Genomic DNA, 13456 nt, shown 5'->3' on the forward strand with positions numbered 1-13456 from the left:
GCGACGATCGCCGACGGACACCACGCCGTGCTCTACGTCTGGTACGACAACGAGTTCGGCTACAGCTGCCAGGTCGTGCGCGTCATGGAGGAGATGGCCGCCGTCCACCCACCCACCTACCCCGCCGCCGACACGGCCGCCGAGGTGGCCGCGGGCGTCTGACCGGGGCATCGACGCGAGGAAGGCCCGGCCGACCGGCCGGGCCTTCCTCGCTGCAGCAGGTGTCAGGCGGACTTGTTGCGGCGCTTCGCGACGACTTCGTGGGAGATCAGCGTCGGTTCGGCGCGCCGTCCGACGACGTCCTCGGAGATGACGACGGTCGCGATGTCCTCGCGGCTCGGCAGGTCGAACATGACCGGGAGCAGGACCTCCTCCATGATGGCGCGCAGGCCTCGTGCGCCGGTGCCGCGGTCGAGGGCGAGATTCGCGATCGCCTCGAGCGCCTTCGGCTCGAAGACCAGCTCGACGCCGTCGAGCAGGAACATCTTCTGGTACTGCTTCATGAGCGCGTTCTTGGGCTCGGTCAGGATCTGCATGAGCGCCGGACGGTCGAGGTGCGTGACCGTGGTGATGACGGGGAGGCGGCCGATGAACTCGGGGATCAGGCCGAACTTCAGGAGGTCCTCCGGCATGACGTCGCCGTAGCTGACCTCCTCGTTCTTGAGGGAGCTCAGCGGTGCGCCGAAGCCGATACCCTTGCGGCCGGCCCGGGAACCGATGATCTCCTCGAGGCCCGCGAACGCGCCGGCGACGATGAACAGCACGTTGGTGGTGTCGATCTGGATGAATTCCTGGTGGGGGTGCTTGCGCCCGCCCTGCGGGGGCACCGACGCGACCGTCCCCTCGAGGATCTTCAGGAGGGCCTGCTGGACGCCCTCGCCGGACACGTCGCGCGTGATCGACGGGTTCTCGCTCTTCCGCGAGATCTTGTCGATCTCGTCGATGTAGATGATGCCCTGCTCCGCCTTCTTCACGTCGTAGTCGGCGGCCTGGATGAGCTTGAGGAGGATGTTCTCGACGTCCTCGCCGACGTAGCCCGCCTCGGTGAGGGCCGTCGCGTCGGCGACGGCGAACGGGACGTTCAGCCGGCGGGCCAGGGTCTGGGCGAGGTAGGTCTTCCCGCAGCCCGTGGGGCCGATGAGGAGGATGTTCGATTTCGCGATCTCGACGTCCTCGGTCTCGGCCGCGTCGGCGAGCGTGCCGGCGGCACGGGGGCCGTTGCCGGACTGGATGCGCTTGTAGTGGTTGTACACGGCGACCGCGAGGGACCGCTTGGCCGGCTCCTGGCCGACGACGTATTCCTGCAGGAAATCGAAGATCTCGCGGGGCTTGGGCAGCTCGAACGTGCCGAGATCCGCCACCTCGGAGAGTTCCTCCTCGATGATCTCGTTGCACAGGTCGATGCACTCGTCGCAGATGTACACGCCGGGGCCGGCAATCAGCTTCCGGACCTGCTTCTGGCTCTTCCCGCAGAAGGAGCACTTGAGCAGATCGGTGCTCTCACCAATGCGAGCCATGGTTCAATCCCCTTAGGTATTACACGATTGCTATGACCACTCTAGGCCACATGGCCGCGGGGGCCAGTATCAAAATGCCCGTGGTGCCTATGCGGCGCCACGGGCGATGAACCTGCCGAACGGCGCATCCGAGGGCCCCAGGGACCGTCGGATGCGCCGTCCCCGGCTAGGGGGTGTTGATCTTCGGCGGGGTGATCTTGCGCGAGTTGAGGACCTCGTCCACCAGGCCGTACGCGACGGCGTCGGCGGCGGTGAGGATCTTGTCGCGCTCGATGTCGATGTTGACCTGCTCCGGGGTGCGGCCCGAGTGCAGGGCCAGCGTGTCCTCGAGCCAGGTCCTCATGCGCATGACCTCGTTGGCCTGGATCTCCAGGTCGGAGGCCTGGCCACCCTGACCGCCGGAGAGGGCCGGCTGGTGGATCAGCACGCGTGCGTTCGGCAGGGCGAGGCGCTTGCCCGGCGCGCCTGCGGCCAGCAGGACGGCGGCGGCACTGGCTGCCTGGCCGAGGCAGACGGTCTGGACCTCGGGACGGATGAACTGCATGGTGTCGTAGATCGCCGTCATCGCGGTGAAGGATCCACCCGGCGAGTTGATGTAGAGCGTGATGTCGCGCTCGGGGTCCGTGGACTCGAGGACGAGCAGCTGGGCCATGACGTCGTCCGCGGACGCGTCGTCGACCTGCGTGCCGAGGAAGATGATGCGGTCCTCGAACAGCTTGGTGTAGGGGTCCTGGCGCTTGAACCCGTAGGGGGTGCGCTCCTCGAACTGGGGAAGGATGTAGCGGCTCGTGGGGAGGTTCCCCGCACTGGATCCCGCGGCTGCCTGGAAATCGTGATTCATGGTGTCTCCTGGTGGACGACTGGTAGGAGTGGGGCTGCTGCGCGGACTACGCGGTCTGCTCGGTGCCGCCGCCGCCCGCGACGGAGCCGGAGTGCGCGGAGATGTGGTCGAAGAAGCCGTAGTCGAGGGCCTCCTGGGCCGTGAACCACTTGTCGCGGTCGTTGTCCTTCAGGATGGTCTCGACGGTCTGGCCCGTCTGCTCGGCCGTGAGTTCGGCCATGACGCGCTTCATGTGGAGGATGAGCTCCGCCTGGATGCGGATGTCGGTCGCCGTGCCGCCGATGCCTCCGGAGGGCTGGTGCATGAGGATGCGTGCGTGCGGGGTGGCGTAGCGCTTGCCCTTCGTGCCCGAGGACAGCAGGAACTGTCCCATCGACGCGGCCAGGCCGGTGGCGACGGTCACGACGTCGTTCGGGATGAACTGCATGGTGTCGTAGATCGCCATGCCCGCGGTCACGGACCCGCCGGGCGAGTTGATGTAGAGGTAGATGTCGCGCTCCGGGTCCTCGGCCGACAGGAGGAGCAGCTGGGAGCAGATGGCGTTCGCGTTGTCGTCGCGGACCTCGGAACCGAGCCAGATGATGCGCTCCTTGAGGAGCCGGTTGTAGATGTAGTCGTCACGACCGGCCGCTTCGGGGCCTGCCATGCTCGGGGTGCGTGGTTCGGTTGCCATTGACGTTGACCTCTCACTCTGGCGGGTGGTTGCCTCTTCGGCCTACCCGTCCTTTTGTCTCTTCTTGGACACTAACCCGCTGTCCTGCCGATTTGCTCCCGCTCGGGGAACTGTTCGCTGACGGCGCACGGTGGCCGCGCAGGCTCGGGCAGGCCTCCGGCAGGTCTCTTTCCGCCGTCGCCCCCGGGCCTTAACGCGGCAGCGGTGCCGCGCCCGAAGGCTGCGGCACCGCTGTCGGCGTGGCTGGTCCTACTCGGCGACCGGCTTCTTGCGCGGCGCGCGCTTCTTCTTCGGCGCCTCGGCGGCTTCGGGCTCCTCCGTGGCGGCGGAGTCGGCTGCTGCAGCATCCGTCGGCTCGGCCTCGGCGGCGTCCGCCTCGACTGCCTCCGCTTCGGCGGCCTCGGGCTCGACGACGTCGGTCCCGGTCGCATCGATGTCCTCGACGGCGTCCTGTCCGGTCTCGATGTCTTCGGCCTGCAGGGCGTCGTCCTCGTCGCCCGCGGGGCGGACGAAGTCGCTGAGGTCGACGGTGGCACCGTTGGTGTCGGTGACGGTCGCGTATTCGAGGACCTTGGCGAGGGCCTTGCGGCGACGGACCTCTCCGACGATCATCGGGACCTGGCCGCTCGAGTCGAGCATCTGCGCGAACTGGTTCGGCTCCATGCCGTACTGGCCGGCCGTGGAGACGATGTAGTCGATCAGCTCGCTCTGGCTGACGCCGACCTCCTCCTTCTCCGCGACGGCGTCGAGGATGACCTCGTTCTGGAAGGCACGCTCCGTGTTGGTGCGGATCTCCGCGCGGTGCTCCTCGGTGTCGTGGTCCTCGGCCGCGGTGTGGGCGTTCTCGCCGTTGAAGTGCTGCTCGAGCTGCTCCTCGACGACGCTCTCCGGGACGGGCACGGCGACGAGCTCGATGAGCTTGTCCAGGACCTTGTCCCGCGCCTCGACGCCCTGGTCCATGAGCTTCGACTCGGAGGCCTGCTTCGCCAGGTCGGCGCGCAGCTCCTCGGCCGTGTCGAACTCGCTGGCGAGCTGGGCGAACTCGTCGTCGACCGCGGGGAGCTCGCGCTCCTTGACGGCCTTGACGAGGACCGTGACCTGCGCGTCGGCGCCGGCGTGCTCGCCGCCGGCCAGCTTGGTCTCGAACGTGGCGCTCTCGTCCGTCGACAGTCCCGTGACCGCCTCGTCCATGCCCTCGAGCATCGTGCCGGAGCCGATCTGGTAGGACAGGTCCTGGGCCGAGTCGACCTCGTCTCCGTCGACCGACGCGGTGAGGTCGATGGTGAGGAAGTCGCCGTCCCTGGAGGGGCGGTCCACCGAGGTGAGCGTGCCGAAGCGGCCGCGCAGCTCGTCCATGGCCTTCTGGATGTCCTCGTCGGACGCCTCGACGGGCTCGACGGTGACGTCGAGGCCCTTGTAGTCGGGAAGTTCGATCTCGGGGCGGATGTCCAGCTCGACCGTGAAGGTCAGCTGGCCGTCCTTCTTCGCAGGATCGGGGACCTCGGTGATCTCGACCTCGGGGCGGCTCAGCGGACGGATGCCCGTCTCCTGCACGGCGCTCTGGTAGAAGCCGTTCAGGCCGTCGTTGATCGCGGTCTCGATCACGTAGCCGCGGCCGACCCGCTGGTCGATGAGCTGCTGGGGGACCTTACCCTTGCGGAAGCCTGGAACCTGGACCTGGGTGGCGATCGTCTTGTAGGCCTCGTCGATGCTCGGCTTCAGTTCCTCGAAGGGGACCTCGACGTTCAGCTTCACCCGGGTGGGGGAAAGGGTTTCAACAGCGCTCTTCACAGCGTAGGACTCCTGGATGATTGGGATTGGTTCTGCAGCGGAGGCACTTTCCTCATCACACGACAGAGTCGGGGTGACAGGAGTTGAACCTGCGACTTCCTGCTCCCAAAGCAGGCGCTCTACCAAGCTGAGCTACACCCCGTAAGTGCGACTGTCAGTCTACGCACCTTTGCGCGAACGGCGCACATTTGGCGATCGCGCGGCTGCTGTGGTGTAGTTGTAGGCGTTCCACGGGGCCGCAGCAATGCTCCCGCGGGGCTGTAGCTTAGTGGTAAAGCCTCTGTCTTCCAAACAGATGATGCGAGTTCGATTCTCGTCAGCCCCTCTCCCCCGGCCCGCACGGGCCTTCCACCCGGACCTCGAGTCCGGGTGTCCTGCTTTAAGCCGCGTGTCCGGCCGCGTACCCGCTGCGACCCTCAGTCCGCCTGGCACTGCGGGCACCAGTACACGGTCCGCGCCGCCATGTCCGCCGTCAGGATGGGGGTGGCGCAGCGACGGCACGGTTCCCCCGTCCGCTTGTACACGTAGTGCGGCGCCGACCGCTTGGGCCTGCCGTTCCGGGCCTCCGCCGTGGTCGTGATGATGCGGCCCTCACGGACGCCGTCCTTCATCAGCCGTACCGTGTCCGCCCAGATCCCGGCCGCCTCGTCGTCGCGCAACTGCCGGCCCGGGCGCCAGGGGTTGATGCCCTGCAGGAACAGCACCTCGGCGCGGTAGATGTTCCCGATCCCCGCGATCACCGCCTGGTTCATGAGCTGGATGCCGACGGGCGTGATGCTCGCCATCACCCTGCGGACGAAGACGCCTCCGTCCGATGTGGACTGGAGCGGATCGGGCCCGAGCTTCGCCCGCGCGGCATCCTCCTCGGCTCCGGTGATCACCTCGCAGGCCGTCGGCCCGCGCAGGTCGGCCCACCCGTGCGCCGAGACGAGCCGCACGCGTACCGCGCCGACGGGCTCGGGCGGACCGGCGTAGGACGACGGACCGTGCCCGTCGCCGGACGGCTGAGGCGACTGCCTCCCGCGGCGGGGCGCCCCGATGCTCGAGGCGCCGCGGAACGTCGGATCGCCCCCGAAGCTCCACGCCCCGTACAGGCCCAGATGGACGCGGAGCACCCTGTCGTCGTCGAACCTCAGGAACATCTGCTTGCCGTGGGCCAGCGCGCTCAGCAACGTGCCGCCGTCGAGCAGCGCGGCTCCCGCCGCGAAGCGTCCCTGCGGGCTGGACACCGCCAGCTGCTCGCCGGCGAAGACGGAGCCGAACTGCTTCGCCAGCCGGTGGACCGAATGGCCCTCAGGCAATGTTTCCCGTTTCCTCGAAGCGCGCTATCTGGGCGATCCTGCGGCTGTGCCGCTCGGCGCCGCTGAACGGCTCGGCGAGGAACGCCTCGATGATCGAGGTCGCCTCCTCCACGGTGTGCTGGCGGCCTCCGACAGCGACGATGTTCGCGTCGTTGTGCTGGCGGGCCAGTCGCGCGGTGTCCAGGTTCCAGGCGAGTGCCGCCCGGACGCCCTGCACCTTGTTCGCGGCGATCTGCTCACCGTTGCCGGAGCCCCCGAGCACGATCCCGAGCGCATCCACCCCCGCGGCCCGGTCCGCGACGACGGCCTGCGCGGCGGCGATGCAGAAGGACGGGTAGTCGTCCTCGGGGTCGTACGACGCGGGGCCGTGGTCGACGACGTCGTATCCCGCGGCGGTGAGGTGCGAGAGCAGGGAGGCACTCAGCTCCATGCCGGCGTGGTCTGTGGCGAGGTGGACGCGCATGGACATCTGTTCCTTCGGGACGGCGCCGGGGAACCGGCGGGACTGCGGGCATCGTCCGCCCGGCAGGGCAGGACGCCATCCAGCCTAGTCCGCACGGGCGACGCCCCCACGACGCCGGGCGCGAGCGGCGGGGTCTGGCGGAATGAGAGAATCTAAGCGCCGCGTACTCCGCACCCCCGCGCGTCGACCCCGATTCCCACCTGGAGGCGATCCTTGCCCGGTCTGAACCTGACGCGCGATGAAGCACGTACGCGCGCCGATCTGCTCACTGTCCACTCCTACGAGGTCACCCTCGACCTGACCCGCGGCGAGCGCGTCTTCCGGTCGACGACGGTCGTCTCCTTCGACGCGCAGCAGGGCGCATCGACGTTCATCGACGCCGTGACCGACGCCGTCCACCGCGTCGAACTGAACGGTGTGGAACTGGACGCCGCGGAGGTCGCCGACGGCGTCCGGATCCAGCTCCCGGTGCTGGCGGCCAGCAACAGGCTCGTGGTCGAGGCCGACATGCCGTACATGAACACGGGCGAGGGCCTGCACCGCTTCACCGACCCCGTGGACGGGGAGGTGTACCTCTACACCCAGTTCGAGGTCCCCGACTCCCGCCGCGTCTTCGCCGTCTTCGAGCAGCCGGACCTGAAGTCGAGGTTCCGCTTCACCGTCACGGCGCCGTCGCACTGGGACGTCATCTCCAACAGCGCCACGCCCGAGCCCGTACCGGCAGGCGCGGAGGGCACGGACGGCGGGGCGGGCTCCACCTGGTCCTTCGAGCCGACGCCGGTGATGTCCTCCTATGTGACAGCGCTGATCGCGGGCCCCTATCAGTCGGTGCGCAGCGAGCTCACGAGCTCGGACGGGCGGACGATCCCGCTCGGCGTCTTCGCCCGCAAGTCGCTGATGCAGTACATGGACGCCGAGAACATCTTCGCCCTCACCCGCCAGGGCTTCGCCTTCTACGAGGAGCAGTTCGGCGCGCCCTACCCGTTCGAGAAGTACGACCAGCTCTTCGTGCCCGAGTTCAATGCGGGCGCGATGGAGAACGCGGGTGCCGTCACCTTCGTCGAGACCTACGTCTTCCGGTCCCGCGTGGCCGACGCGACGGTCGAGCGGCGCGCCATCACGATCCTCCACGAACTGGCCCACATGTGGTTTGGGGACCTCGTCACCATGCGCTGGTGGAACGACCTCTGGCTGAACGAATCCTTCGCCGAGTTCATGTCGACCCTCGCCGCGGCGGAGGCCACCGAGTTCAAGCAGGCATGGACCACCTTCGCGATCCTCGAGAAGGGCTGGGCCTACCGCCAGGACCAGCTGCCCTCCACGCACCCCATCGTCGCGCAGATCACCGACCTCGAGGACGTGCAGGTCAACTTCGACGGCATCACCTACGCGAAGGGCGCCTCGGTGCTCAAGCAGCTGGTGGCCTGGGTGGGCCAGGAGGAGTTCATGCGGGGTGTCCGCCAGTACTTCGCCAAGCACTCCTGGAAGAACACCGAGCTCGTGGACCTCCTGTCCGAGCTCGAGGCCTCCAGCGGTCGCGACCTGAAGGCGTGGTCCGCCCTGTGGCTGGAGACCGCGGGCGTGAACACCCTCCGCCCCGAGATCGGCACGGACGACGACGGCACCATCACCTCCTTCACCATCCTGCAGACGGCGATCGAGGAGTTCCCCACCATCCGCCCGCACCGCCTGGCGGTCGGCTTCTACGACCTCGACGACGACGGCGCGCTGGTGCGGGTGCACCGGCTCGAGCTCGACGTCGACGGCGAACGCACGGACGTCCGCGACCTCGTGGGGCGTGAACGGCCCGCACTGGTCCTGCTGAACGACGACGACCTCGCCTACGCGAAGATCCGCCTCGACCCGGTGTCGCTGCGGACCTCCCTGCGCCACGTCAAGGACTTCGAGGACTCGCTCCCCCGCACGCTCGTCCTCGCCTCGGCCTGGGATGCCGCACGCGACGGCGAGACGCCGGCCCGCGACTACCTGGAGCTCGTCCTGCAGAACATCGGGGCGGAGTCGGATTCGTCCGTCGTGCTCGTGCTGCTCCGGCAGCTCGCCTCGGCGCTCGCGTTCTACGTGGACCCCGCGGACCGCGAGGCGATGTCCGACGCCGCGGCGGACAGCCTGCTCGAACTCGCCCTCGCCGCGGCCGCGGGCTCCGATGCCCAGCTGCAGTTCACGAAGGCGTTCTCCGCGCACGCCCGCACGGCGGTCCAGCTCGACCTCGTCGAGGCGATGCTCGCGGGCGACCGCGTGCCCGAGGGCCTCACCGTGGACCAGGACCTGCGTTGGGAGCTGCTGACCAGTCTCGTGGTCGGCGGACGCTCGGGAGCCGCCGGGATCGACGCCGAACTGGACCGGGACTCGACCGCGACGGGTGAACTCGCAGCAGCAGCGGCGCGGGCGGCCCTGCCGACGGCGGAGGCGAAGGAAGCCGCGTGGGCGGCGCTCGTCGATGCCACGGACCTGCCCAACGCAGCACAGCGGTCCATGATCGCCGGCTTCACCCGGGTGCACGACCGCACGCTGCTCGAGCCGTACGTGGAGCGGTACTTCGCATCGCTCCGCCAGGTGTGGGCCACCCGTACGCACGAGATCGCCCAGCAGATCGTCGTCGGCCTGTACCCCTCCCTGCAGACGACCCAGGAGACGCTGGACCGGACCGATGCCTTTTTGGCCGATCTCGGTACCGAGGCGCCGTCGCTGCGCCGCCTGGTCCTGGAGAGCCGGGACGGTATCGTGCGGGCGCTCAAGGCGCAGGCCGCGGACAGGTAGGCGGGACGGGTCGATGGACGGCGGGCGTCCCCGTACTAGGGTCGAGCCATGAACCTGCAGGAGCACTCCTACGCGGCGCGGATCCGCTGGACGGGCAACCTCGGCTCGGGGACGTCCGGCTACCGGTCCTACAGCCGGGACCACGAGGTGGACGTCGACGGGCCGGGGAGCCTCCCCGGGACCGCCGACCCCACGTTCCACGGGTCGAAGGACCGGTGGAACCCCGAGCAGCTGCTGCTGACCGCCGTCGCCCAGTGCCACATGCTGTCGTACCTCCATGTGGCGGTGAAGGCCGGCGTGGTGGTCACCGGATATACCGATGCGGCGACCGGGACCCTGCGCCTGAACCCGGACGGCAGCGGCGAGTTCACCGGCATCCGTCTGCGGCCGCACGTCGAGCTGGAGGACGCCGGGCAATCCGCTCTCGCCGACTCCCTGCACGCCGAGGCGAACCGGCTATGCTTCATCGCCCGATCGCTCGCCTTCCCCGTCCACCACGAGCCGACGTCGGCGGGTCGAGCGGCCTAGCCGCTCCCCCGTCGGCCTGCGGCCCGGGGCGCGGCTGTAGCCTATTAAGGCATCCCCGCGCCACTGCGCCCTCGTGGCGGACGTCCTGGGTGCCTGCCTGAAAGTGACGACATGACATTCCTCTCCCCCCTCGGCTACGGCGGCCAGGTGATCGGCGCGCTGATCATCGTGATCGGCGCCCTGCTCCTGTGGCTCGTGGTCCGCTACCTGATCGCGCGGTCCGTCACGCGCGTGCAGAACGGCTACAGCGTGTTCAAGAAGCCGCATTTCAAGTGGGCGCAGCCCGCACTCCGCCCGTTCGACAGCGCGCGGCGCGTCCAGCGCGCCGAGACCATCGGCGGCCTGCTGTCGAGCATCGCCGCCGGGACCATCGCCATCATCGCGATCCTCATGGCCATCGAGACGCTCGGCTTCAACATCGGACCGATCCTCGCGAGCGTGGGGATCGTCGGTATCGCCATCGGCTTCGGCGCGCGCGAGGTGATCCGCGACGCCTTCCTCGGCTTCTTCATCACGATCGAGGACCAGTACGGTATCGGGGACACCATCGAGGTCGGCGAGACGGTCGGCGTCGTCCAGTCCCTCGGGCTGCGCATCACGCGCATGGTCGACGAGCACGGCGCCATCTGGTACGTGCGCAACGGGGACATCACCAAGGTGGGCAACAGGTCGCAGGGCGACTACGTCGCGCCCCCGGCCGATCCGGCGCCCTCGGCCGTCGCCGCGGAGGAGCGGGCATGAGCGGGGACTCGGCGATGCCACCCGTCGAGCCCTCGCCGGGCCCGTCGGCCGGAGCGCGGGCCGCGTTGCCCGTCGAGCGGCTCGTCGCCGCGGGCCAGGGCTTCACCCAGCCCCAGTACACCGACAACTTCTACGAGACCGTGGGCGGACACGCGACGTTCGTGCGGCTCGTCGACGCCTTCTACGACGGCGTCGCGGGCGACGACGTGCTGCGCCCCATGTACCCCGAGCAGGATCTCGGGCCGGCGAAGGAACGCCTCCTGCTCTTCCTCGAGCAGTACTGGGGCGGGCCCAGGACGTACGGCGAGCAGCGCGGTCACCCGCGGCTGCGGATGCGCCACATGCCGTTCCGGGTCGGCCCGCAGGCGCGGGACCGCTGGCTGCAGCACATGCGCGCGGCCGTGGACTCCCTGGACCTGGCCCCGCTGCACGAGGCCACCCTGTGGGACTACCTCGACCGCGCTGCGCACTCGATGGTCAACGCCGCGGACTAGCCCGTCGGCGACCCGGGCGCGATCCGTCAGAGGATGGCCGCGGCGCGCACGAGGACGTGGCCGCGGGCGGTACTCACGCGGGACCAGCGTCCGTTGCGGTGGATCGTCGCCTCGCCGTCCGGTACGAGGAACCCCAGGCTGAACGCCCCGAAGGCGGCACCCGCGGGCACCGCTCCGGCCACGCCCTCGAGGGGACGGCCCCACACCGCCGCCCGTGCAGTGCTCACGACCGGTGCGCCCGCGCGGTCGGGCAGGCTCCGGGCCACCTCTCCGATGCCGTCCCGCGCCGCCCGGTCGAGGACGGCGCAGGACACCCCGCCGGCATGTTCCCATCCGGAGCGGGGCGGGAGGATCCCCGCCCAGGTCTCGGTGACCGTCGTCGTCGGGACGGGGAACACCACGTCGTCGCCCGGCATGCGGGCCAGCCGATCGAGGACCGAGCCCAGGGAGACGGTCACGTCGACGCCCGCCTCGGCCTCGAGCGCCATGGTGCGGAGGCCGAGCACGGTCGGCAGCGGCTCGCCGAGCACCGTGGGACCGAGGGTCCGCACATAGGCCGCCGCGACCCGGCCGACGGCCAGCAGCCGCATACCGCCGTCGTCGTTCGCCCGGGCCCGTGCCGTGAAGGTGCGGAAGTCCGCCACCGACTGCGCGTCGGCGAACCGCAGCTCCGTCGACTCCATGGTGATCCCCTACCTGCCGCGGGCGCGGCGGAAGGGGACGTCCGGGCCCTGCCAGGACAGCAGCACGCCCTTCTGGGCGGCGGAGAGGCGTACGGGCCGTCCCGTGGTCCTGCTCACCAGCACCATGGTCGTCGCGGCGACCGCGCTCGTGGTACTGCCCGCCGTGTCCACCCGGTCGCGGACGGCGTAGCCCAGCTCGAAGCTGGACCCGCCCACCGCGGTCACCCACAGGTCGACGGCGGCGGGGTGCGTGCTGAAGTTCAGCGGGGCCCGGTACTCGATCTCCTGGCGCCCCACGAGGGTGTAGTGGTCCGCGTCGATCAGCTCCAGGAAGGACCCTCCGGGGTGCGGCTCGCTCATCAGGTGCACGCGTGCGTCCTCGAGGAACTGCAGGAAGCGGACGTTGTTCACGTGGCCGTACGAATCCTCGTCGCCGAAGCGCAGCTGGAAGGGGATGGTGTTCACCGGGGACATGCTGTAATCCTCTCAAGAAATCGTGGGGCCGCTCGCCGTCGCGCTTCCGGCGTCCGGGCGCAGGCTGCGTCGGTGTGCAGCGGCCCGCCGTGGCCGGCGGTTTTGAGCAGGGCGTAGGCGTCCGTCTAGTCTCGGGGGTGCGGCCGTTCCCGTCCGCCGCTCCGCCGACACCACCGCAAGGACCCCCATGACCGATCAGCCGCACGAGGCCCGTGCTGCCGCTGCCGCAGAGACCCCGACCGACCCGACGCAGGCGCTCCTGGACCTGCTGGACCTCAGCGGCGCGGAGGGCGCGCAGACCGACGAGGAGATCTTCGTCGGATCCTCCGCCCGCCAGCCCGGGCGCCGCGTCTTCGGCGGCCAGGTGCTCGCCCAGTCGCTGATCGCGGCGATGCGGACCGTCGACTCGTCCCGCGACGTGCACTCGATGCATGCCTACTTCCTGCGTGCCGGGGACTCCGACCAGCCCATCACCTTCGGGGTGCAGCGTCTGCGGGACGGCCGGTCCTTCTCGGCGCGCCGCACGCATGCCTACCAGAACGGCGTCCCCATCCTGTCGATGATCGCGTCCTTCCAGACGCCCGACGACGGGGTCGTCCACCAGGACACCATGCCGGAGGGGATGCCCGACCCGGAGAGCCTGCCGACGACCGCCCAGCTCCTCGGCGGGCTCGACCACCCGGTCGCCCGGGCGTGGGCCTTCGAGCGCCCGTTCGACATCCGGCACGTCGATGCGCCCCTCTACCTCACCAACGAGGGCTCGCAGGAACCCCGGAACGCCGTCTGGATGCGGAGCCTCGGGGCGCTGCCCGACGATCCCGACCTGCACCGGGCAGCCCTCGCCTACGCCAGCGACTACACCCTGCTCGAATCGATCCTGCGGCCCCACGGGCTGAGCTGGATCCAGCCCGGCATGAGCGTCGCGAGCCTCGACCACGCCATGTGGTGGCACCGCCCCGTGCGGGTGGACGAGTGGCTCCTCTACGTCCAGAGTTCGCCGAGCGCCTCCGGTGCCCGTGGCCTCGCCGCCGGGCGGATTTACACCAGGGCCGGCGACCTCGTGGCGAGCGTGGCGCAGGAGGGCATGATCCGGGTCCCTCCGGCCTGACCCCGGTTCCCAGGCCCGGGTGCGCGGTCCGCCGCGGCATGCCGGGTACGACGGAGGGGACCCG

At 69.7% G+C, this 13456-nt stretch carries 13 protein-coding genes, 2 tRNA genes and 1 pseudogene; 7 read left to right on the top strand and 9 right to left on the bottom strand.

What is annotated here, in order from left to right; genetic code table 11:
* Window positions 1–162 (top strand): annotated as a pseudogene (locus CXQ97_RS20195) (glyceraldehyde-3-phosphate dehydrogenase); the annotation flags it as partial.
* Window positions 163–224: 62 nt separating this feature from the next.
* Here the strand turns inward: CXQ97_RS20195 and clpX are convergent.
* From clpX to CXQ97_RS00030, 5 genes are all read right to left on the bottom strand, one after another.
* Complete coding sequence (gene clpX, locus CXQ97_RS00010; RefSeq protein ID WP_104178827.1) at window positions 225–1517, bottom strand: ATP-dependent Clp protease ATP-binding subunit ClpX; 1293 nt, start codon at window positions 1515–1517, stop codon at window positions 225–227.
* Between the two features lie 166 nt (window positions 1518–1683).
* On the bottom strand, window positions 1684–2358 hold the full coding sequence (locus CXQ97_RS00015) for an ATP-dependent Clp protease proteolytic subunit (RefSeq protein ID WP_104178828.1): 675 nt from the start codon (window positions 2356–2358) through the stop codon (window positions 1684–1686).
* 46 nt (window positions 2359–2404) lie between these two features.
* On the bottom strand, window positions 2405–3004 hold the full coding sequence (locus CXQ97_RS00020) for an ATP-dependent Clp protease proteolytic subunit (RefSeq protein ID WP_104178829.1): 600 nt from the start codon (window positions 3002–3004) through the stop codon (window positions 2405–2407).
* Window positions 3005–3280: 276 nt separating this feature from the next.
* Complete coding sequence (gene tig / locus CXQ97_RS00025) at window positions 3281–4822, bottom strand: trigger factor (protein ID WP_181034922.1); 1542 nt, start codon at window positions 4820–4822, stop codon at window positions 3281–3283.
* A 68-nt stretch (window positions 4823–4890) separates the two neighbouring features.
* Window positions 4891–4964, bottom strand: a tRNA-Pro gene (locus tag CXQ97_RS00030).
* A gap of 112 nt (window positions 4965–5076) precedes the next feature.
* Here CXQ97_RS00030 and CXQ97_RS00035 point away from each other — a divergent pair.
* Window positions 5077–5147: transfer RNA gene (locus CXQ97_RS00035), tRNA-Gly, on the top strand.
* 91 nt (window positions 5148–5238) lie between these two features.
* On the opposite strand, the gene CXQ97_RS00040 is transcribed toward CXQ97_RS00035, so the two are convergent.
* Window positions 5239–6123: an Fpg/Nei family DNA glycosylase gene (locus tag CXQ97_RS00040; RefSeq protein ID WP_104178831.1), complete on the bottom strand. Its 885-nt coding sequence runs from the start codon at window positions 6121–6123 to the stop codon at window positions 5239–5241.
* Window positions 6116–6586 (bottom strand): ribose-5-phosphate isomerase, encoded by a 471-nt coding sequence (locus CXQ97_RS00045; RefSeq protein ID WP_104179320.1) that lies wholly within the window; start codon window positions 6584–6586, stop codon window positions 6116–6118. The genes CXQ97_RS00040 and CXQ97_RS00045 overlap by 8 nt, the downstream gene beginning before the upstream one ends.
* 213 nt (window positions 6587–6799) lie before the next feature.
* Here CXQ97_RS00045 and pepN point away from each other — a divergent pair, with 213 nt between their 5' ends.
* The 4 genes from pepN (at window position 6800) to CXQ97_RS00065 (ending at window position 11127) form a co-directional block, all read left to right on the top strand.
* Window positions 6800–9364: an aminopeptidase N gene (pepN, locus tag CXQ97_RS00050; protein WP_258062098.1), complete on the top strand. Its 2565-nt coding sequence runs from the start codon at window positions 6800–6802 to the stop codon at window positions 9362–9364.
* 48 nt (window positions 9365–9412) lie between these two features.
* The gene (locus tag CXQ97_RS00055; RefSeq protein WP_104178832.1) at window positions 9413–9892 is read left to right on the top strand and encodes an OsmC family protein; all 480 of its coding nucleotides are present in this window, start codon (window positions 9413–9415) and stop codon (window positions 9890–9892) included.
* A gap of 111 nt (window positions 9893–10003) precedes the next feature.
* The gene (locus CXQ97_RS00060; RefSeq protein WP_104178833.1) at window positions 10004–10633 is read left to right on the top strand and encodes a mechanosensitive ion channel family protein; all 630 of its coding nucleotides are present in this window, start codon (window positions 10004–10006) and stop codon (window positions 10631–10633) included.
* A 65-nt stretch (window positions 10634–10698) separates the two neighbouring features.
* Window positions 10699–11127 (top strand): globin, encoded by a 429-nt coding sequence (locus tag CXQ97_RS00065; protein ID WP_258062168.1) that lies wholly within the window; start codon window positions 10699–10701, stop codon window positions 11125–11127.
* 26 nt (window positions 11128–11153) lie between these two features.
* Here CXQ97_RS00065 and CXQ97_RS00070 read toward each other — a convergent pair whose 3' ends face one another.
* Window positions 11154–11810, bottom strand: a complete 657-nt coding sequence (locus CXQ97_RS00070) for a hypothetical protein (protein ID WP_104178834.1) — start codon at window positions 11808–11810, stop codon at window positions 11154–11156.
* Window positions 11811–11819: 9 nt separating this feature from the next.
* Window positions 11820–12284 (bottom strand): thioesterase family protein, encoded by a 465-nt coding sequence (locus CXQ97_RS00075; RefSeq protein ID WP_104178835.1) that lies wholly within the window; start codon window positions 12282–12284, stop codon window positions 11820–11822.
* Between the two features lie 187 nt (window positions 12285–12471).
* On the opposite strand from CXQ97_RS00075, the gene tesB reads away from it, so the two are divergent.
* Complete coding sequence (gene tesB, locus CXQ97_RS00080) at window positions 12472–13392, top strand: acyl-CoA thioesterase II (protein ID WP_104178836.1); 921 nt, start codon at window positions 12472–12474, stop codon at window positions 13390–13392.
* Window positions 13393–13456 lie beyond the last annotated feature (64 nt).

The organism is Arthrobacter sp. B0490, assembly GCF_002929355.1.
In the GTDB taxonomy this organism is placed as follows: domain Bacteria; phylum Actinomycetota; class Actinomycetes; order Actinomycetales; family Micrococcaceae; genus Arthrobacter_D.

Excerpts from the sequence above, each read along its gene's own strand:
- CXQ97_RS00060 (WP_104178833.1), top strand. The coding sequence starts at position 10,004 with ATGACATTCCTCTCCCCCCTCGGCTACGGCGGCCAGGTGATCGGCGCG.
- CXQ97_RS00075 (WP_104178835.1), bottom strand. The coding sequence starts at position 12,284 with ATGTCCCCGGTGAACACCATCCCCTTCCAGCTGCGCTTCGGCGACGAG.
- tesB (WP_104178836.1), top strand. The coding sequence starts at position 12,472 with ATGACCGATCAGCCGCACGAGGCCCGTGCTGCCGCTGCCGCAGAGACC.
- CXQ97_RS00020 (WP_104178829.1), bottom strand. The coding sequence starts at position 3,004 with ATGGCAGGCCCCGAAGCGGCCGGTCGTGACGACTACATCTACAACCGG.
- CXQ97_RS00070 (WP_104178834.1), bottom strand. The coding sequence starts at position 11,810 with ATGGAGTCGACGGAGCTGCGGTTCGCCGACGCGCAGTCGGTGGCGGAC.
- CXQ97_RS00015 (WP_104178828.1), bottom strand. The coding sequence starts at position 2,358 with ATGAATCACGATTTCCAGGCAGCCGCGGGATCCAGTGCGGGGAACCTC.
- clpX (WP_104178827.1), bottom strand. The coding sequence starts at position 1,517 with ATGGCTCGCATTGGTGAGAGCACCGATCTGCTCAAGTGCTCCTTCTGC.
- CXQ97_RS00055 (WP_104178832.1), top strand. The coding sequence starts at position 9,413 with ATGAACCTGCAGGAGCACTCCTACGCGGCGCGGATCCGCTGGACGGGC.
- CXQ97_RS00045 (WP_104179320.1), bottom strand. The coding sequence starts at position 6,586 with ATGCGCGTCCACCTCGCCACAGACCACGCCGGCATGGAGCTGAGTGCC.